The 18,511-nt window shown below is 61.9% G+C and carries 16 protein-coding genes; 8 read left to right on the top strand and 8 right to left on the bottom strand.

What is annotated here, in order from left to right; all coding sequences use genetic code 11:
- Positions 1-101 precede the first annotated feature (101 nt).
- Positions 102-1,667, bottom strand: coding sequence for a sigma-54-dependent transcriptional regulator (locus AD666_RS18070; RefSeq protein ID WP_053154877.1), 1,566 nt, complete (start codon positions 1,665-1,667; stop codon positions 102-104).
- A gap of 303 nt (positions 1,668-1,970) precedes the next feature.
- Here AD666_RS18070 and phhA point away from each other — a divergent pair, with 303 nt between their 5' ends.
- From phhA to AD666_RS18055, 3 genes are all read left to right on the top strand, one after another.
- Positions 1,971-2,756, top strand: a complete 786-nt coding sequence (gene phhA, locus AD666_RS18065) for a phenylalanine 4-monooxygenase (RefSeq protein WP_053154874.1) — start codon at positions 1,971-1,973, stop codon at positions 2,754-2,756.
- Positions 2,757-2,853: 97 nt separating this feature from the next.
- The gene (locus tag AD666_RS18060) at positions 2,854-3,210 is read left to right on the top strand and encodes a 4a-hydroxytetrahydrobiopterin dehydratase (protein WP_003184087.1); all 357 of its coding nucleotides are present in this window, start codon (positions 2,854-2,856) and stop codon (positions 3,208-3,210) included.
- On the top strand, positions 3,210-4,403 hold the full coding sequence (locus AD666_RS18055) for an amino acid aminotransferase (RefSeq protein ID WP_053154871.1): 1,194 nt from the start codon (positions 3,210-3,212) through the stop codon (positions 4,401-4,403). Before AD666_RS18060 ends, AD666_RS18055 begins: the two co-directional genes overlap by 1 nt.
- Before the next feature lie 72 nt (positions 4,404-4,475).
- Here AD666_RS18055 and AD666_RS18050 read toward each other — a convergent pair whose 3' ends face one another.
- Entirely contained in the window at positions 4,476-5,039 is a 564-nt protein-coding gene (locus AD666_RS18050; protein ID WP_053154868.1) for an NAD(P)H nitroreductase, read from the bottom strand.
- Positions 5,040-5,211: 172 nt separating this feature from the next.
- On the opposite strand from AD666_RS18050, the gene AD666_RS18045 reads away from it, so the two are divergent.
- On the top strand, positions 5,212-6,666 hold the full coding sequence (locus tag AD666_RS18045; protein ID WP_053154865.1) for a TrkH family potassium uptake protein: 1,455 nt from the start codon (positions 5,212-5,214) through the stop codon (positions 6,664-6,666).
- Here the strand turns inward: AD666_RS18045 and AD666_RS18040 are convergent.
- Entirely contained in the window at positions 6,623-7,678 is a 1,056-nt protein-coding gene (locus tag AD666_RS18040) for an AraC family transcriptional regulator (protein ID WP_053154862.1), read from the bottom strand. The genes AD666_RS18045 and AD666_RS18040 overlap by 44 nt on opposite strands.
- 136 nt (positions 7,679-7,814) lie before the next feature.
- On the opposite strand from AD666_RS18040, the gene AD666_RS18035 reads away from it, so the two are divergent.
- The gene (locus AD666_RS18035) at positions 7,815-8,126 is read left to right on the top strand and encodes a DUF962 domain-containing protein (protein ID WP_053154859.1); all 312 of its coding nucleotides are present in this window, start codon (positions 7,815-7,817) and stop codon (positions 8,124-8,126) included.
- Between the two features lie 53 nt (positions 8,127-8,179).
- Here the strand turns inward: AD666_RS18035 and AD666_RS18030 are convergent, their stop codons facing one another.
- On the bottom strand, positions 8,180-8,998 hold the full coding sequence (locus AD666_RS18030; protein ID WP_053154856.1) for a UDP-2,3-diacylglucosamine diphosphatase: 819 nt from the start codon (positions 8,996-8,998) through the stop codon (positions 8,180-8,182).
- A gap of 134 nt (positions 8,999-9,132) precedes the next feature.
- Here AD666_RS18030 and AD666_RS18025 point away from each other — a divergent pair, with 134 nt between their 5' ends.
- The gene (locus AD666_RS18025; protein ID WP_053154853.1) at positions 9,133-9,876 is read left to right on the top strand and encodes an AraC family transcriptional regulator; all 744 of its coding nucleotides are present in this window, start codon (positions 9,133-9,135) and stop codon (positions 9,874-9,876) included.
- Between the two features lie 245 nt (positions 9,877-10,121).
- Positions 10,122-11,009 (top strand): DMT family transporter, encoded by an 888-nt coding sequence (locus tag AD666_RS18020; protein ID WP_053154850.1) that lies wholly within the window; start codon positions 10,122-10,124, stop codon positions 11,007-11,009.
- Here AD666_RS18020 and AD666_RS18015 read toward each other — a convergent pair.
- Positions 11,003-11,290 carry a SelT/SelW/SelH family protein gene (locus AD666_RS18015; RefSeq protein ID WP_053154847.1) on the bottom strand — a complete coding sequence of 96 codons (288 nt, stop codon included), beginning with the start codon at positions 11,288-11,290 and terminating at the stop codon, positions 11,003-11,005. The genes AD666_RS18020 and AD666_RS18015 overlap by 7 nt on opposite strands.
- Before the next feature lie 70 nt (positions 11,291-11,360).
- Between AD666_RS18015 and AD666_RS18010 the strand changes: the two genes are divergently transcribed.
- A complete protein-coding gene (locus tag AD666_RS18010) occupies positions 11,361-13,562 on the top strand; it encodes a patatin-like phospholipase family protein (RefSeq protein ID WP_053154844.1) in 2,202 nt (733 codons plus the stop codon).
- A 59-nt stretch (positions 13,563-13,621) separates the two neighbouring features.
- Here the strand turns inward: AD666_RS18010 and AD666_RS18005 are convergent, their stop codons facing one another.
- The 3 genes from AD666_RS18005 to recQ form a co-directional block, all read right to left on the bottom strand.
- The gene (locus tag AD666_RS18005; RefSeq protein WP_053154841.1) at positions 13,622-15,592 is read right to left on the bottom strand and encodes a FimV/HubP family polar landmark protein; all 1,971 of its coding nucleotides are present in this window, start codon (positions 15,590-15,592) and stop codon (positions 13,622-13,624) included.
- A gap of 100 nt (positions 15,593-15,692) precedes the next feature.
- A complete protein-coding gene (locus tag AD666_RS18000; RefSeq protein ID WP_053154838.1) occupies positions 15,693-16,127 on the bottom strand; it encodes a MarR family transcriptional regulator in 435 nt (144 codons plus the stop codon).
- 117 nt (positions 16,128-16,244) lie between these two features.
- Positions 16,245-18,371: a DNA helicase RecQ gene (gene recQ / locus AD666_RS17995; protein ID WP_053154835.1), complete on the bottom strand. Its 2,127-nt coding sequence runs from the start codon at positions 18,369-18,371 to the stop codon at positions 16,245-16,247.
- Positions 18,372-18,511: the final 140 nt, after the last annotated feature.

Below are 18,511 nucleotides of genomic sequence, written 5' to 3'. Positions count from 1 at the left end.
GTTTTTTCAGCAAGGGGAAAGACGTAAAACCGGCGGTGTCATGCCGCTTACGGCAAGCAACGGCCTTTGATAGCCTCGCCACAAAAGGAACTGTTTGTCAGTCACTCACGAGCCGGCTCCTTGCCCACCTCATACTCACGCAACTTGTTGGCAATGGTCGTATGGGAAACCCCCAACCGCTTACCCAACTGCCGGCTGCTGGGGTGTTCGGAATACAGGCGTTCCAGCACGGCCTTCTCGAAACGCCCGACGATCTCATCCAACCCGCCTTCAAGGGAAAAATCCCCCAGGGGCTGACGCACGCCATAGTCCGGCAAGCGGATGTGCTCGGCCTTCACCGTACCGCCATCGCACAGGGAGACGGCCTGGAACAATACGTTTTCCAATTGCCGGACATTGCCCGGCCAGTGGTAATGGCTCAGTCGCTCCATTGCCGCCGGAGCCAGCTTCGGTAACGAGCAGCCGATTTGCCGGCTGGCCTGATCGAGAAAGTGCTCCACCAGCGGCGCCAGGCCATCGAGACATTCACGCAGCGGCGGGATGTGCAGCGACAGCACATTCAAGCGGTGATACAGATCCTGGCGGAATTCTCCCCGAGCACAGAGCTCGGACAGGTCCACCTGGGTCGCGCAGATCACCCGCACATCCAGGTACACCTCTTCATCGCTGCCCACCCGTCGGAAGCAACCGTCCTGCAGGAAGCGCAGCAGCTTCACTTGCAGACGCGGGCTCATCTCGCCCACGCCGTCGAGAAACAGGGTCCCTCCGGCAGTGAGCTCCAGCAGGCCAAGCTTGCCTTCGGCGCGTGCGCCTTCGAAGGCGCCGGGGCCGTAGCCGAACAGCTCGGTCTCGGCCATCGACTCCGGTAACCCCGCGCAGTTGAGCGCCATTAATGGCGATTGCCCGCGAGGGCTCGCCAAATGGCATGCACGGGCCAGCAATTCCTTGCCGGTGCCGGTTTCGCCTTCTATCAGCAGCGGCGCATCCAGCGGTGCCATGCGCCGGGCTTCGCGGACTACGGCCGCCATGACTTTGGAGCTCTGGAAGATACTGTCGAAGCCCCGCAGTTCCTGCTTGCGTACGTTATAGATACGCTCACCGACCCGGTCGGCGCGGTGCAAGGTCAACACCGCGCCGGCCATGGCCTCGCTGTCGTCGTGCTCCGATTGCAGCGGAGCAATGTCGGCCAGGAACACATCACCCTTGACCTTGACCCGCAGTCCGTTGATGCGCGACTGATTGGCTCGCACCAGTTCCGGCAAATCGAAATCCTCGGCGTACCGGGACAATGGAATGCCCGGCACCTCATCCACCCGCACCCCGAGCAACTGCGCCGCCGCCCGGTTGGCCGCGACGATGGATCCGCCCATGTCGATGGACAGCACCGGAAACTCCAGGGCGCCGAGCAGGGCATTGAGCTCCATATGCCGCCGCTCGCTGGGCATCAGCCCTACGCGCTTGACGCCGAATACCCCGGCGATGCCCTCGAATTTCGGTCGCAGCGCCTGGAATTGAATGTTGATCAGGTTCGGGCAATGCAGGTAGATCGCATTGCCGTGCTCGCCACCGACTTCGCCCCGGGCGACGTTGATTCCGTATTCCACCAGCAGGTTGAGGATATCCCGAAGGATGCCGATGCGGTTCTGGCAATGGACTTTGATGCGCATAAAAGGCCCGATGAGTAGGAACAGCCTGCACGCCACCCGCTTTTTTCTGTCTGGCAGCGCAAATAGTCGTCAAGATTATGTGACAGTTGTAGGCCGATTCCCACCGCGAAATCTCGATACGCGTTAACTCCGTTCAGATACGTAAAGAAAACGTTACGAATTTCCATCAATCGCCCGTCTCGCCTTCCATGGAGCTGCTGTGCATCTGCGTGTATCGGGTTTATCTCTAATGCATCGCTGGACATAACAACAAACAGCTTTCCCCGGTTCGAAACACCGGTGAAAAAACAGCAGGAGAGCAGCATGAAGCAGACGCAATACGTGGCCCGCGAGCCCGATGCGCAAGGTTTTATTCACTACCCCGCCGAAGAACACGCGGTGTGGAACACGCTGATCACCCGCCAGCTGAAAGTCATCGAAGGCCGTGCGTGCCAGGAATACCTGGACGGCATCGACAAACTTGGCCTGCCCCACGACCGCATTCCGCAGCTGGGAGAAATAAACAAAGTGCTGGGCGAGACCACGGGCTGGCAAGTCGCCCGGGTGCCAGCGCTGATCCCCTTCCAGACCTTCTTCGAATTGCTTGCCAGCAAGCAGTTTCCGGTGGCGACTTTCATTCGTACCCGTGAAGAACTGGACTACTTGCAGGAACCGGACATCTTCCACGAGATATTCGGCCACTGTCCGCTGCTGACCAACCCCTGGTTCGCCGAGTTCACCCACACCTACGGCAAGCTCGGCCTGCAGGCCTCCAAGGAAGAGCGCGTCTACCTGGCTCGCCTGTACTGGATGACCATCGAGTTCGGCCTGGTGGAAACGCCTCAAGGTCGACGCATCTACGGCGGCGGCATCCTGTCATCGCCCAAGGAAACCGTGTATTGCCTGTCCGATGAGCCGGAGCACCAGCCCTTCGACCCGCTGGAAGCCATGCGCACGCCGTATCGCATCGACATCCTGCAGCCAGTGTATTTCGTGCTGCCCGAACTCAAGCGCCTGTTCGACCTGGCCCACGAAGACATCATGGGCATGGTCAAGCGCGGCCGGGAACTGGGCCTGCACGCACCGAAATTTCCGCCGAAAGCCGCCTGAATGGCGTTTTTCGACCTCAAGTGAGTCTGTTGCACCGCACGGCTTTGCTTTAGCGTGGGTGCATCGACGCTTTCATCTATTGATCCAGGAACACACCATGAACACTCTGAACCAAGCCCACTGCGAAGCCTGCCGCGCCGACGCCCCACAAGTCAGCGACGAAGAACTGCCGGTCCTGATCAAGCAGATCCCGGACTGGAACATCGAAGTGCGCGACGGCGTGATGCAGCTGGAAAAAGTCTTCCTGTTCAAGAATTTCAAGCATGCCCTGGCGTTCACCAACGCCGTCGGCGAGATTTCCGAGGCCGAAGGCCATCACCCTGGCCTGCTCACCGAATGGGGCAAGGTCACCGTGACCTGGTGGAGCCACTCCATCAAGGGCCTGCACCGCAACGACTTCATCATGGCCGCCCGCACCGATGACGTGGCCAAAACCGCCGAGGGCCGCAAGTAATGCATTTCGACGCCATCGGCCGGGTGCCCGGCGACCCGATCCTGGGCTTGATGGAGGCCTACGGGGCGGACAGCAACCCGAGCAAATTCGACCTGGGCGTTGGCGTCTACAAGGATGCACAGGGCCTGACGCCCATCCTGGAGTCGGTGAAACTGGCCGAACAGCGGCTGGTGGATCGCCAGACCACCAAGACCTACATCGGTGGTCATGGCGATGCTGTATTCGGCCACTTGATCAACGCGCTGGTGCTGGGCGCCGGCTCCTCGCTGATCGCGCAACAGCGTGCTGGCGCCACACAGACCCCGGGAGGCACCGGGGCCTTGCGCCTGAGCGCCGATTTCATCGCCCAGTGCCTGCCGGGCCGTGGCGTCTGGTTGAGCAATCCGACGTGGCCGATCCACGAAACCATTTTTGCAGCCGCCGGCGTCAAGGCCAGTCATTACCCTTACGTGGGCAACGACAACCGTCTGGATTTCGAGGCGATGCTGGCGACCCTGAAGCAAGCGCCGACCGGTGATGTGGTGCTGTTGCATGCCTGCTGCCACAACCCCACCGGCTTCGACCTGTCCCATGACCAATGGCGCCAGGTATTGGAGGTGGTGCGCAGCCGTGAACTGCTGCCGCTGATCGACTTCGCCTATCAGGGCTTTGGCGATGGCCTGGAGCAGGATGCCTGGGCTGTCCGGTTGTTTGCCGATACCTTGCCCGAAGTATTGATCACCAGCTCCTGCTCCAAGAACTTCGGCCTGTACCGCGACCGTACCGGCGCGCTGATCGTCTGCGCCCGCGATGCCGACAAGCTGGTGGACGTGCGCAGCCAACTGGCGAATATTGCCCGCAACCTGTGGTCGACCCCACCGGATCATGGCGCGTCGGTGGTGGCGACCATCCTCGGTGATGCAGCACTTAAAAGCCGGTGGAGCGATGAGGTAGAGCACATGCGGCTGCGTATCGCGCAGTTACGCAATGGCCTGCTGGAGGCGCTGGAGCCCCATGGTTTACGGGAACGCTTCGCCCATATCGGCGTGCAACGCGGGATGTTTTCCTACACCGGTTTGAATCCGGAACAGGTCAGGCAACTGCGCGAGTGCCACAGCGTGTACATGGTCGGTACGGGCCGGGCCAACGTGGCCGGCATCGACGCCACTCGCCTGGACTTGCTGGCCGGGGCCATTGCAGACGTCTGCAAATAACCAACACCGAAAGCTCAAACGGCGGACAACCTGTGGGAGAAACGCTTGCTCCCACAGGTTAGTCTGACGGACCTACGCCCCCGTCCACTCACCAACGAATTCAGCCGTATCCTCCTTCGGCGCGATCCGGGCTTCTTTCTGCGGCGTGCCCAGGTAGAGGAAGCCGATCACCTCTTCGCCAACCTCCAGGCCAAGCCCCTCGGCCACATGTGGCGAATAGGCCAGTTCCCCCGTGCGCCAGACTCCACCGATGCCTTGGGCGTAGGCCGCCAGCAGGATGGCGTGCGCCGCGCAACCCGCCGCCAGCAGCTGTTCGGACTTGGGCACCTTGAAATGGTCCTGCAGACGAGCGATCACCACCACGACGAGCGGTGCGCGCAACGGGCCATTGAGGGCCTTTTCCACCACGGCCTCGGGTACCAGCGGGTCATTGAAGCGCGCCGCTTCGGCCAGCAGTTCGCCCATGCGATAACGCGCTTGCCCTTCGACCGTCAGGAAACGCCATGGCCGCAACTGGCCGTGATCCGGAGCGCGCATTGCGGCAGCGAACATCACTTCCCGTTGTTCGGCCGTGGGCGCCGGCTCCATCAGGCGTGGAACGGAAACACGGTTGAGCAGTACGTCGAGAGCCTGCATCAGGCACCTCCCTGGAAAAAATGTCCGACTATTCTAGTGGCTGCACGGCCCGTCCGTCAGCGCAAATTCCGATGTCAGGCTCCTGCTCGCCGCAAGCGCCCAAAGGGGCTGGTTTACACGAAGTCTGTCGCAGGTAGAATGGCGCCCTTCCCTTTCAGCCCGAGCGGACTCCATGGCGTTGCCGACCCTACGGATCATTGGTTTTATCATCGGCATCTTCCTGATCACGCTGGCGATCTTCATGGTCGTGCCCATGGCCACCCTGCTGGTCTTCGAGCGCACAGGCGACCTGCCATCATTTCTCTGGTCGAGCATGATCACCTTCGTCGCCGGCCTGGCCCTGGTGCTGCCCGGACGCCCTGAACACATTCATCTGCGCCCCCGGGACATGTACCTGCTGACCGTCAGCAGCTGGGTGGTGGTGTGCATCTTCGCGGCGCTGCCATTTCTGCTGACCCAGCACATCAGCTATACGGATTCGTTCTTCGAAAGCATGTCGGGGATCACCGCCACCGGCGCTACGGTCCTCAGTGGCCTGGACACCATGTCTCCCGGCATCCTCATGTGGCGCTCGCTGCTGCACTGGCTCGGCGGTATCGGTTTCATCGGCATGGCGGTAGCGATCCTGCCGCTGCTGCGCATCGGTGGCATGCGGCTGTTCCAGACCGAGTCGTCGGACCGTTCGGAAAAAGTCATGCCCCGCTCCCATATGGTGGCGCGACTGATCGTGGCGTCCTACGTCGGCATTACCATATTCGGAACCCTGGCGCTCTGGTGGGCTGGAATGAGCCCGTTCGATGCCATCAACCATTCGATGTCGGCGATCTCCACCGGCGGGTTTTCCACCTCGGACCTGTCCCTGGCCAAATGGACCCAACCGGCGGTGCATTGGGTCGCTATCGTCATCATGATCCTCGGCAGCCTGCCGTTCGCCCTGTATGTCGCGATGCTGCGAGGCCATCGTCGGGCGCTGATCAAGGACCAGCAGGTTCAGGGTCTGATCGGTGTGTTGTTGGTCACCTGGCTGGTCCTCGGCACCTGGTATTGGGCCACCACCGACCTGCATTGGCTGGACGCACTGCGCCACGTGGCGCTGAATGTGACGTCCATCGTGACCACCACGGGATTCGCCCTGGGAGACTACAGCCTCTGGGGCAATTTCTCGCTCATGCTGTTTTTTTACCTGGGCTTCGTGGGCGGCTGCTCGGGTTCGACGGCTGGCGGGATCAAGATTTTCCGCTTCCAGGTCGCGTATATCCTGCTCAGGGCCAACCTCATGCAATTGATCCACCCGCGCGCGGTGATCAAGCAAAAATACAACGGTCACCGCCTCGATGAAGAAATCGTGCGGTCGATCCTTACGTTCTCGTTCTTCTTCGCCATCACCATCTGCGTGATCGCCCTCCTGCTGTCCTTGCTGGGCGTGGAGTGGATGACCGCGCTGACCGGGGCAGCCAGTACGGTGTCCGGCGTCGGCCCGGGGTTGGGGGAAACCATCGGGCCGGCCGGCAACTTCGCGCCGCTGCCGGATGCGGCCAAGTGGATCCTGTCGGCGGGCATGCTCCTGGGTCGCCTGGAAATCATCACGGTGTTCGTGCTGTGCATCCCGGCGTTCTGGCGTCACTGACCGGCTTGAGTCCCCTTGCCGCCCGGTATTCTCCGGGCGTGGCATCGAACCAGCGGCGGAAGGCGCGGAAAAAATTGCTCGGATCGGCAAACCCCAGCAGATAGGCGATTTGCAGTAATGTCATGTCCGGCTGTGTCAGGTACTGCTCGGCCAGTTCTCGGCGGGTGTCGTCGAGCAAATGCTGGAAGCTGGTGCCCTCCTCCTGCAGCCGTCGCTGCAAGGTCCTCTGGGACAAGTGCAATGCCTGCGCCACCACATCGCGCTTGGGTTCGCCCTGGGGCAACAGCCGGCAGAGGGCTTGCCGCGCCTTGTGGGTCACTCGGCTTCCCGAAAAACGGGCCAAGTACTCGCCGGCAAAGCGGTCGTGAAGCAATGCCATGGCCTCGTTGGCCGTCGGCAGCGGCGCTTCCATGTCTGAGCGCTCGAAGACCAGCGCATCGTACGGCGCATTGAATATCAGCGGCGCGGCAAAAGCCTGCTGGTAAGGTGTCGGATCAAGGGGTTCAGGGGCCTGGAACAACACTTTCACCGGATGCAGGGTGCGTCCGGTCAGCCAGTTGCACAGGCTCAGCGCACAGGCCAGGGAGGCCTCGGTACTTTGCCGGGTGGGCGGAATATGGTCGCCGTGCACCGTCAGGATCAGTCCGTAATGGCCATCCAACTGGCGAATACTGACCTCGGCGCTTTCGGCGATGATTCTCTGATAGCGCACCAGCCGCTGGAAACCCTCGATCAACGTGCGGCTGGACATCAGGGCATAACCCACCACATGGAACGACGCCGGGCGGACTACCTTGCCCATGTTCAGGCCGATGGCCGGGTTACCCGATAGCTCCACCGCCCGTTGCCAGAGTCGCGTCATCGAGTCCTGGGGGAACCGGGCGTCCGGATCGTCCAACGCATCAAAGTCCAGCCCCAGTTGCCCGAACAGCGCGCGACAATCCAGGCCGTCCATTTCCAGCGCCTTGACAATCCCCATCGCCCAGCTGGAAGAAGTGGTTCGTTCGCCCATACGTTTCCCCCGCATGACGGGCCGTGTGCCACGGCCGGTTTTGCGAAGGATACTAAAGTGGCGCTCTTTGTCACTGGCCAATGCAACCGTTCGCCCTAGACTTGGATACAGCACAACAACCAAAGAGCCCGCAGTCTTGGAAAAGCGCAAACGATTCGACAGCTTTGCCGAGTTTTACCCGTATTACCTCGGCGAACACAGCAACAGCACCTGTCGGCGCCTGCACTTCGTCGGCACCTCCCTGGTCATCCTGATTTTCGTCCTGGCGCTCGTCGCAACCGTCTGGTGGTGGTTGATCGCCTTGCCGGTGGCCGGCTACGGCTTCGCCTGGGTCGGGCATTTCTTCTTCGAAAAGAACCGGCCGGCCACCTTCCAGCATCCGTTCTACAGCCTGTTGGGGGATTTTGTGATGTACCGCGACATGCTGCGGGGCAAGGTGGCATTCTAACCGGCGGACCAGGGTGTTCTTATCGCGGGGCAAGCCTTGTCCCGCGACACGACTCAAGCAGGTTCGGAAATCTTCAACCCGGCCTTGATCTGCGCCTCGCGCGCCTGGGCATCCGCCAACCGGTACAACTCGATCGAGCCATCCCAGTGTTCGATCAATGCCGTGCACGATTCGACCCAGTCACCGCAGTTGAGGTACTCCACCTCTCCCACCTTGCGAATCTCGGCATGGTGAATATGGCCGCACACCACGCCGTGCAACTCACGTTTCACGCATTCGTGGGCGATGGCCTCCTCAAAGTCGCTGATAAAGCTGACAGCGGTCTTCACCTTGTGCTTGAGGTAAGCCGACAGTGACCAGTAGCCGTAGCCATAACGGGCGCGCCAATGGTTAAGCCAACGGTTCAGTGTGAGGGTCAGTTCGTACGCCGAATCGCCGAGGAATGCCAACCAGCGATGGTAACGGGTGATGACATCGAACTGGTCGCCGTGGATCACCAGCAGGTGCCGGCCATCGGCGGTGACATGCACCGCCTCGTCCACCAGCTGGATATTGCCCAGGATCAGCTTCGAATAGCGCCGCAGAAATTCATCATGGTTGCCGGTGACGTAGATCACTTCGGTGCCGCGCTTGCTCATGGTCAGCAAGCGTCGGATGACGTTGGTATGCGCTTGGGGCCAGTACATGCCGCCGCGCAGTTTCCAACCGTCGATGATGTCACCGACCAGGTAGATCCTGTCGGCGTGATAGCCCTTGAGGAACTGCGACAGGTGCTCGGCCTGGCAGTCCCGGGTGCCCAGGTGTACGTCGGAAATCCACAGGGTGCGGACACGCTGCTTGCGGCTGGGTCTGGCGAGCTCGGCGCTGGTCATGGGCACCCCCTCTATCGTTTTCACCACTGTGCACGCTGGCGATTAATGCCCCATGACAAACACAAGTCCATTGCATGACAGCGCGCTACGTCACGTCCTCAGTGTATCCTGACGGCCTGCCACGGGAGACCGCGATGAGACCGATCCTCACGCTACGCCAATACAGCCAGGACCTGATCGTCCACAGCCATGACCATGCGCAATTGGTATTCGGGTTGTCCGGTGCGCTGGATTTCGAGATCGAAGGTTGCGGCAGCCAGGTGGTCCGGCAGAGTTTCGTGGTAGTGCCGGCCGGAGCACACCACGCTTGTGACAGCCCCCACGGCAGCCGCTGCCTGGTGATGGACGTGCCGGGCGACGACTGGATCGATCAGTGCCTGGGGGACCACGCCGACGCCAGCCGGCGGTTGCTCGACAGCAGTGCCCGCTTGCCCCTGGATGCGGGGCAAAGCCAATTGGTCTGTTGGCTGGCAAGTAGCCGGATGGACGATCCGTTGATTGCCCGACAGGGAGCCGTGCTGCTCCTGGCCAGTCTCAATGGGGCTCGTCCCGCCACGACCGGAGGCCGTCGCCTGCCCTACGCCGCGCTCGACGCTCACATCGACCAATACGCGGCCTATCCGCTTCAAGTGGCGGACCTGGCCCAGGTCGCCGGGCTGTCCAGCGCCCGCCTGCATGCGCGCTTCATCGCCGAATGCGGCCAGACGCCGATGGAGTACATCCGCAGCCGTCGCCTGCACAAGGCCGTAGGGTTGCTGCGCGACACGGACCTGCCGATTGGCGAGGTCGCTCACCGGGTCGGCTATGGCTCCCAGAGCGCCTTTGCCGCCGCGGTGTTGCGCGAATTCGGCGTGTCGCCGAGCAAGCTTCGGCGCTAGCCTGGCGCTAAAAATCGCCAGGATCGCGACAGACACACCGCTCTTGACCACGTTTAAATACTGACCGGAGAAAGCTTCGGTGGAAGCGGGCTTGCTCGCGAACGCGGTGTGTCAGTGAATACTTTCGTGACAGGTCGGTCGCATTCGCGAGCAAGCCCGCTCCCACAGGGGCGGCGGTGTTCCGGGCTTTTGTGAATGCCTCCCTCAGGGATCCGCCTGTTACCGTTTTGTCTGGAAGGATTGTGATGACGCCCCGTACCGCCCTCGGCGCCCTGCACATTGGCGCTCTCATGTTTGGCCTGACTGGCGTGTTCGGCAAGCTCGCCGTCGCGTCGCCGACAGTCATCGTGTTCGGTCGTGCGGTATTTGCCGTACTGGCCCTGGCGTTCTTCGCCCGCTTTGCCAGCCGCGCCCGTTGGCAGAAACTCCGTGCGGCGGACGGCCGGCGATTGCTGCTGGGTGGCCTGCTGTTGGCGGGACATTGGGTCAGCTTTTTCATTGCGGTAAAAGTCGCGGGGGTGGCGGTCGCCACGTTGGGGTTCGCCAGTTTCCCGGCCTTCACGGTATTGCTCGAAGGACTGATCTTTCGCGAGCGGATTCGCGCTAATGAAATCCTGCTGGTGGTGTTGGTAAGCATCGGGCTGGTGCTGGTCACGCCAGCATTCGACCTGGCCAGCAGCGCCACCTCCGGGCTCCTGTGGGCGGTGGCATCGGGGTTGCTGTTTTCCCTGTTGTCGCTGACCAACCGCGCCGGCTCCGGCCATGTCCCTCCCGTACAGGCCGCGCTCTGCCAGAACCTGGTGGTCGGGTTATGCCTGTTGCCCCTGGCCGCTCCGCAACTGAGTGATGTGCGCCCGCTCGACTGGCTGTGGATCGGCCTGCTCGGGGTGTTCTGCACCGGTCTGGCACACAGTCTGTTCGTTGCCAGCCTGGGGGTGATCAAGGCCCGCACCGCGGCCGTGGTCTTCGCCATGGAACCGGTCTATGGCATCGCCATGGCCTGGCTGTTGTTCAGCGAGACCCCGACCTTGCGCATGCTGCTGGGCGGCCTCCTGATCATCGTCGCGATCGTGGTGTCGAGTCAGTTGAGTTCGAAGAAACCACAGGCAAGCGTCGAAGCGACGTCTCACTGAACCCGGTCGTTATGGCCCAGGTCCCGTTCCGGATCGATACGGTCGCGCACCCGCTGCTTCAGCACCTTGGCCTCAGGGAATCCGCCATCAGCCTTGCGCTCCCAGAGTTGCACGCCGTCGCAAGCGATGCGGAACACTCCGCCAGTGCCGGGCACCAGGGAAACTTTGCCCAAATCGTCGCCGAACGTGCTGAGCAGCTCCTGGGCCAGCCAGGCCGCACGCAGTAACCATTGGCATTGAGTGCAATAGGTGATGACGATTTCCGGTTTTTGCTCAGTCATTGGAGGTCGGCTCGTGGGTTCGAAGGCATCGCTATAATACTCGCCTTTGCCCCACGCCCCGAGATTGACGATGCGCCGCTTGCTGCCCTGCCTGCTCTTGCTATTGATGCCCCTGTTCGGCCATGCCAGTGAATCCGCCGTCGACACCCCGCGCCCGAAGATTGGCCTGGTGCTGTCCGGCGGCGCGGCGCGAGGCCTGGCCCATATCGGTGTGCTCAAGGCCCTGGAAGAGCAAGGCATCAGGATCGACGCCATTGCAGGCACCAGCATGGGCGCCGTGATCGGCGGGCTGTACGCTTCCGGCTACAAGATCGACGAACTGGAAAAACTCGCCCTGGACATCGACTGGCAACAGGCCCTGTCCGATGCCCCACCCCGCAAGGACGTGCCATTCCGACGCAAGCAGGACGACCGGGACTTCCTGGTGAAACAAAAACTGAGCTTTCGCGATGACGGCAGCCTCGGCCTGCCATTAGGCGTTATCCAGGGACAAAACCTGGCCCTGCTGCTTGAGAGCCTGCTGGCGCATGCCAGCGACACCCGAGACTTCGACAAACTGCCGATCCCGTTCCGTGCCGTCGCAACGGACATTGCCAGCGGTGAAAAGGTCGTGTTCCGCAAAGGCCACCTGCCCAAGGTCATCCGCGCCAGCATGTCGATCCCGGCGGTGTTCGCTCCGGTGGAGTTGGACGGCCGCCTGCTGGTGGATGGCGGCATGAGCGACAACATCCCCCTGGATGTGGCGCGGGAAATGGGCGTGGACATGGCCATTGTGGTCGACATCGGCACCCCGCTGCGCAACCGTAAGCAACTGGTCACGGTATTGGACGTCCTGAACCAGTCGACCACCCTGATGACCCGGCGCAATTCGGAAGAACAACTGGCCACGCTGAAAAAAGACGACGTGCTGATCCAACCGGCCCTGGCGAGTTTCGGCTCGACCGACTTCGGCCAGGCTCGTGAAATGATCGATGCGGGTTACCGCGCCACTCGGATTCTCCAGGCCCGCCTGGCACACCTGCGCCCCCTCGAGGCAGCCGATCCGCAACTCGTGGCGGCCCGCACCCCCAGCGAACGGACACCGGTCATCACGGCGATCCGCGTGGAGAACGACTCGAAGGTCGGCGACGATGTGATTCGCTATTACATTCGCCAGCAGATCGGCGAGCCGCTGGACCTGGGGCGCCTGCAAACCGACATGGGCACGCTGTACGGCCTGGATTACTTCGAGCAGGTGCAATACCGCGTGGTCCATAAGGGGTCGGACAATACCCTGGTAATCAATGCCCGGGGCAAGCGCACCGGCACCGACTATCTACGGCTGGGACTGAGCCTGTCAGACGACATGCGCGGTGACAGCGCCTTCAACCTCGGTGCCAGCTATCGGGTCAACGGCATCAACCGCCTGGGCGCCGAATGGCTGACCCGGGCGCAGATCGGCGACAGGCAGGAATTGTACAGCGAGTTCTATCAGCCCCTGGATGTAGGCTCGCGCTACTTCATTGCCCCTTATGGGCAGTTCGAATCCCGCAATGTCGACGCGATCCTGGACAATGACCCGATCGCGCAGTATCGCGTTGAACGTTACGGACTGGGCCTGAACCTGGGCCGCCAGATCGGCAACAGCGGCGAGATCCGTTTCGGGGTCGGCCAGGCTTGGGGCAAGGCGGACGTACGCATCGGTGATCACGACCAGCCCAGCGAAGACTTCAACGAAGGCTTCTATGAGCTCAAGTACTCGTTCGATTCCCTGGACAACGTGTATTTTCCCCACGAAGGCGAAGACGTCGGTCTGTCCTGGCGCCAGTACGATCCAGGACTGGGCTCGGACCAGCGTTACCGCCAGTGGGAGCTGAAGCTGGACAAAGCCCTGAGCAATGGCCCGAACACGTTTATTCTCGGCGGGCGCTACGGCCGCACCCTCGACACGGCCGAGGTCGTGACTTCCAGCTTCGTACTTGGCGGGGCACGGCAGCTATCAGGTTTTCGCGAAGACGGGATTTCCGGGCAGAACATGAGCCTGATGCGCGCCGTTTACTATCGCCGGCTGACCCCACGAGCCTACCTGCCCCTGGATTTCCCACTGTACTTCGGCGGCTCGCTGGAACGGGGCCGGGCCTGGAACAACGACAACGCGTTCGACAGCGGCTACATCAATGCCGCTAGCATTTTCCTGGGTTTCGACACGCCACTGGGGCCACTGAACTTCAGCTACGGCTTCAACGACGACGATGAACAAGCGGTGTACCTGAATTTGGGGCAAACGTTTTGACGGGTCTGGCTGGGCTTGCCCGCGAAGAGCTGCACCCAGCCAGCCTTGATCCCAGCGTATCAGCGAATCCCGGCCAGCAGCACCCTAGCGGTCTGCTTGAGCGGTTCGTCGCCGTCCTCAAGCAGTTCCTCCAGCAGCGTGACGGCGGTCTTCAAATCGCCCTCATCAATGCAGTTCTGCGCCTGTTCCAGCTTTTCCGAATGTTCCGCGGCCTGAGGCTCCAGGGACATTGACTCTGACTCAGAGGGCAGCGGCTCCAGCTCGAGCGACTGTTCTTCATCGGCAAATCCATCAAGAAAGGCGTCATCCAGCGACTCGGTTTCCAGCGGGGCGCTCCACTGCAGATCCGACTCGTCGAAACCGGAAAGCGACAGCCCCTCCGAAGCCTCGGCAGCGGGTGACGCAGCGGCGTTTTTTCCAGCGACGGAGCCCTGCCCATCGGCCAGGTCCCAGCTGGTTTCCATGGACAGCGCGTCCAGGTCCAGCTCGAATTCGTCGCCGGATTCAGGTGCGGGTTCAGGAAGCGGAGACGGTGGCGGCGCTGACACCACCTCGGGTGCGCTGGTCACGGCAACCTTCGGATACCGCCCGCGAATTTCCTCCAGCAGGCTGGCATCGACGCCCTGGGTGGCCAAATGATGCTCCTGAGCCTGAAAACCGATGGCGTCGCCCTGCTTGCCCAGCACTTCCAGCAACTTCAGGCCCAGGTCCGTGCGCTCCGGTTCCGCCAACAGCGCGGCCCGCAACAATCCCGCTGCTTCGCTGAAGCGACCATAGGTGAGGTAGATCCCGACGCCTTCCAGTACATCCCCTAAAGGCGTGTCGCCGTTATTGAATGAGGTCGCGGCCTCGGACTGCCCCGTGTCGACCGGCGATGCAAAGCTTTCAGTATCGTCGTCGAGCAGCAGTTCGGGACGCTCGCTCATGGACTCCGAGCCAGCCTGCGCCTGTTGCCTACGGCGCATGACCAGCAACAGCGCGAGCAGCCCCAACAGGCCTGCCAGCGCCGCCCACAACAAACCGCTGAAGCCCTCGGACTCTGCTTCTGGCGCTGTCATGGGAGGCTCGACAGCCGTTGTGTCATTCATCGCCTCGCCTGCCGGTGGCGCCGGTGGCGGTGTTGCCGCGGTTTCGGCAGCAGGGCTGACCTCGGCCAATTTCGCCTGCAACTCGCTGATCTGCTTGCGTTGACCGGCCAGTTCTTCATCCTGGGCCTGAATCCTGGCTTGAAGTTCGTCGATGGTTTTCTGTTGCTGCTGGTTTTGCAGCACGCTGGCGGCCAGTTGTTCGTCAGAAGCGGCAGCGGCGGGCCCAGTCGCTGCTTCGGCGGGGGACGGCAGTACCGCCGAGTCGGGCAGTAACAAGCGTTGACCGATAGAAAGCCGGTCACTGCCCGGGTTCAGGGCCTGGATGCCCTGCATCAACTCATTGACCGAACCGCCGCTGCCGGCAGCGTGCAGGCGTTTGGCAATGAGCCAGGGGTTGTCACCCTGCACGACGGTGTAGTGCTTGCCTTGTGTGGCGGGGGGCGGCTTGATGGCAGGTGTTGCCTGGGCCGGCAGCGAAGACCGGGACACATCGGCAAGTGGGTCGGCGGCAGGCACGACGCCCGGCGTGCCCGGCGGGTCGATCAGTACGGTGTATTCGCGCAGCAGGCGTCCATTAGGCTGATTGAGCTGCACCAGAAAATTGAGAAACGGCTCCTCCACCGGCTTGCTGGAGGTCACCCGGATGAAACTGCGCTCACCACGCAGCACCGGCGTAAAGCGTAGATTGTTGAGAAAAAACACCCGTTCCACGCCGGCTCGGCTGAAATCGTCCGGGCTCGCCAGGCTGGCCGAAAGATCGCCCTCTTCCAGCCCGGCCACGTCGACCAGGGCAATATCAGCGCGCAACGGCTGGTTCAGGGCTGAATGGAGCGTGATCTCCCCCAGCCCCAGCGCAGACGCCAAAGCCGAATACCCCAAGGCACCCAAGACGACCGACACGTTGACGCAACTGCGCAACGTGGACTGCAAACTTTCAAGCATGGGTATCCCTTTCGATTCGAACGCTTCCAATACGAACGCTTAGTACTGGTTATAGTTCGCTAACCGCCGAATCTCAAAGGCATGCCAGCCGTGATATGCCTCAGGATTTTTCCAGATTGGCGAGGATTGTGCCGTGAACGCGCATGCACACGCGCATGTCCGCTTCGTCGACGCCTTCGAACAGTTCCTTGCGCAACTGGGTGGCAATGGTTTCGATCTGCTCGATCAACGGCCGGGCCGGTGCGCAAAGGACGATTTTCTTGGCCCGACGGTCTTCGGCCACGGCCTGGCGCTGCACCAGCCCCTGAGTTTCCAGGCTGTCGAGCAGGCGTGCGAGGGTCGGGCCCTCGACGGCGACGCTCTGGGCCAATTCCCGCTGGGTCGGCGCGTGTTCGAAACGGGCCAGGTGCAACAGCACCAGCCAACGCGCCTGGGACAGGCCCAGCCCGGCCAGGCGCCGGTCCAGCTCGGCACGCCAACCTCGGGACATCTGCGCCAGTTGCATGCCAAAACGGTGTTGATCGGTTAACGACATAAAAAACTCATCAGATCTGAAATAGAGGAATACTAATTATTAGTCAGCTAAGCATGCGTATCGGATTCAGGCAAGGCCCGCTCCGTACTGAATCGTTAAAGGGACGCAACATATTGATCAGACTTCGAATTCCGACTGCAAGGCGGCCCTGACGCAATACAGGACGCCTTCCGGCACACGCCCGACAAACAGCGCGGCAACCTCCGACACGGAAGGTAATTCGCCCTCGCCATCGAGGAACGCGTCCTGGACCTCGCCCAGCAATTCCTCCGGCAGGTCCAATGCCTGTTCCAGGGATAATTGCTGCATGCCAATGGCCTCGGCGAGCATCGCGTAGACGTTCTTTTCCGAGCATTGCAATTGCCCGGCAATCTGCAATGGCGTCATGCCGGCCCGGGCAAGGGTAATGAGTTCGTGGCGCACATCGGCCACCGATTTCGGCGTCTCGGCCTCCCCGCCCAAGACCTGGAGGAACGCCTCGCCATAACGCTCCAGCTTGCGTGCGCCCACACCGCTGACCCGGGCCATTTCGGCGAGGGAGGTGGGTTGGCTGCGCAGCATTTCCAGCAACGTCGAGTCGGGGAAAATGACATAGGGGGGGACGCCGTGCTCCTCGGCCAGTTTGCGACGCAAGGCGCGCAAAGCTTCCCACTGATCGCGCTCCTCGCCACGCACCAGTTGGCTGGCCTGGCTCTTGCTGCTCTTGACCGCCGTTGCCGGCTTGAGATCACGACGCAACTCCAGGGTGACCTCGCCTTTGAGCAACGGTCGGCAACTCGCACTCAGGCGCAGGCCGCCGTAGCCTTCCAGGTCGATATCCACCAGGCCACGCGCCACCAGTTGCCTGAACAACGAACGCCATTCGCTCTCGGAACGGGCCTTGCCCACGCCGAACACCGACAGATGCTGATGGCCGAAGCTGCGGACCTTTTCGTTGTCCTTGCCCAGCAAGACATCCACCAGATGACCGACGCCATAGCGCTGGCCGGTGCGATAAATGGTCGACAGCGCCTGACGGGCCGGTTCGGTGGCATCCCAGGTTTCCACGCCATCGACACAATTGTCGCAATGCCCGCACGGCTGGGGCATGTCCTCGTCGAAATAGGCAAGCAAGGTCTGGCGTCGGCAACGGGTTTCTTCGCACAGCGAGAGCATGGCATCGAGCTTGTGCTGTTCAAGGCGCTTGTGGCGCTCGTCGCCTTCGGAGTTCTGCAACATCTGCTTGAGCATCACCACGTCCTGCAGGCCGTAGGCCATCCAGGCATCCGCGGGCAAGCCATCACGGCCCGCTCGGCCGGTTTCCTGGTAATAGGCCTCCAGGGACTTGGGCAGGTCCAGGTGCGCGACGAAACGCACGTTGGGCTTGTCGATGCCCATGCCGAACGCCACGGTGGCAACCATGATCAGGCCTTCTTCGTTGAGAAAGCGCTTCTGGTGATAGGCCCGCAGGTCGTTGGGCAGACCCGCGTGATACGGCAGCGCCGGAAATCCCTGGTCGCAGAGGAACGCCGACACCTCATCGACCTTTTTTCGCGACAGGCAGTAGACGATACCGGCATCGCTGCGACGCTCGGCCAAGAACGCCAGCAACTGCTTGCGCGGCTGCTCCTTGGGCACGATGCGGTAGAAAATATTGGATCGGTCGAAGCTGGACAGGAAGCGCTCGGCGTCCTGCAAGTGCAGGCGCTCGACGATTTCCTCGCGGGTACGCTTGTCGGCGGTGGCGGTCAGGGCGATGCGCGGTACGTCCGGGAACAGTTCCGCCAGTTGCCCCAGTTGCAGGTACTCACGACGGAAATCGTGACCCCACTGGGAGACGCAGTGGGCTTCGTCGATGGCGAACAGGGCAATTTCAAGGCCCTGCAGGAATGCCAGCATGCGCGGCTGCACCAAGCGCTCGGGGGCCAGGTACAACATCTTCACTTCGCCGCGCTTGATCCGCGCCGCCAGGTCCCGCTGCTGATCGGCACTCAAGGTAGAGTTCAGCGAAGCGGCGGCAACCCCCAGTTCCTCAAGGGTGGCGACCTGATCGTCCATCAGGGCGATCAGCGGCGAAACCACCACCGCCAGGCCGTTGCGCAACAGCGCCGGCACCTGGTAGCACAAGGACTTGCCACCGCCGGTGGGCATGAGCACCAGGGCATCGCCACCGTTGGCCACGCGCTCAATAATGGCACCCTGACGGCCACGGAAACTGTCGTAGCCGAAGATGTCCTTGAGGACGCGTTGAGCCTGTTCGAGCATAGAAACTCCAAAAATCACCGAAACATCCCTGCAAGGCTGGTTCAGAATCGAAAAGGCTGCACCGGCAAATCGTAAGGGCGCGTTTCGAACCGGTGGGACACCGCAGGGCATCACAAAACGCGGCAGTATACCCGAGGCCT

This window comes from Pseudomonas sp. Pf153 (assembly GCF_001269775.1).
Classification (GTDB): domain Bacteria; phylum Pseudomonadota; class Gammaproteobacteria; order Pseudomonadales; family Pseudomonadaceae; genus Aquipseudomonas; species Aquipseudomonas uvaldensis.
Note: the sequence above shows the minus strand (reverse complement) of the source record. Positions and strands in the feature narration are given on the sequence as shown.

What these genes read in the sequence shown, in the direction of transcription:
- AD666_RS18070 (WP_053154877.1), bottom strand. Translation starts at nt 1,667, where the DNA reads ATGCGCATCAAAGTCCATTGCCAGAACCGCATCGGCATCCTTCGGGAT.
- phhA (WP_053154874.1), top strand. Translation starts at nt 1,971, where the DNA reads ATGAAGCAGACGCAATACGTGGCCCGCGAGCCCGATGCGCAAGGTTTT.
- AD666_RS18060 (WP_003184087.1), top strand. Translation starts at nt 2,854, where the DNA reads ATGAACACTCTGAACCAAGCCCACTGCGAAGCCTGCCGCGCCGACGCC.
- AD666_RS18055 (WP_053154871.1), top strand. Translation starts at nt 3,210, where the DNA reads ATGCATTTCGACGCCATCGGCCGGGTGCCCGGCGACCCGATCCTGGGC.
- AD666_RS18050 (WP_053154868.1), bottom strand. Translation starts at nt 5,039, where the DNA reads ATGCAGGCTCTCGACGTACTGCTCAACCGTGTTTCCGTTCCACGCCTG.
- AD666_RS18045 (WP_053154865.1), top strand. Translation starts at nt 5,212, where the DNA reads ATGGCGTTGCCGACCCTACGGATCATTGGTTTTATCATCGGCATCTTC.
- AD666_RS18040 (WP_053154862.1), bottom strand. Translation starts at nt 7,678, where the DNA reads ATGGGCGAACGAACCACTTCTTCCAGCTGGGCGATGGGGATTGTCAAG.
- AD666_RS18030 (WP_053154856.1), bottom strand. Translation starts at nt 8,998, where the DNA reads ATGACCAGCGCCGAGCTCGCCAGACCCAGCCGCAAGCAGCGTGTCCGC.
- AD666_RS18025 (WP_053154853.1), top strand. Translation starts at nt 9,133, where the DNA reads ATGAGACCGATCCTCACGCTACGCCAATACAGCCAGGACCTGATCGTC.
- AD666_RS18020 (WP_053154850.1), top strand. Translation starts at nt 10,122, where the DNA reads ATGACGCCCCGTACCGCCCTCGGCGCCCTGCACATTGGCGCTCTCATG.
- AD666_RS18015 (WP_053154847.1), bottom strand. Translation starts at nt 11,290, where the DNA reads ATGACTGAGCAAAAACCGGAAATCGTCATCACCTATTGCACTCAATGC.
- AD666_RS18010 (WP_053154844.1), top strand. Translation starts at nt 11,361, where the DNA reads ATGCGCCGCTTGCTGCCCTGCCTGCTCTTGCTATTGATGCCCCTGTTC.
- AD666_RS18005 (WP_053154841.1), bottom strand. Translation starts at nt 15,592, where the DNA reads ATGCTTGAAAGTTTGCAGTCCACGTTGCGCAGTTGCGTCAACGTGTCG.
- AD666_RS18000 (WP_053154838.1), bottom strand. Translation starts at nt 16,127, where the DNA reads ATGTCGTTAACCGATCAACACCGTTTTGGCATGCAACTGGCGCAGATG.
- recQ (WP_053154835.1), bottom strand. Translation starts at nt 18,371, where the DNA reads ATGCTCGAACAGGCTCAACGCGTCCTCAAGGACATCTTCGGCTACGAC.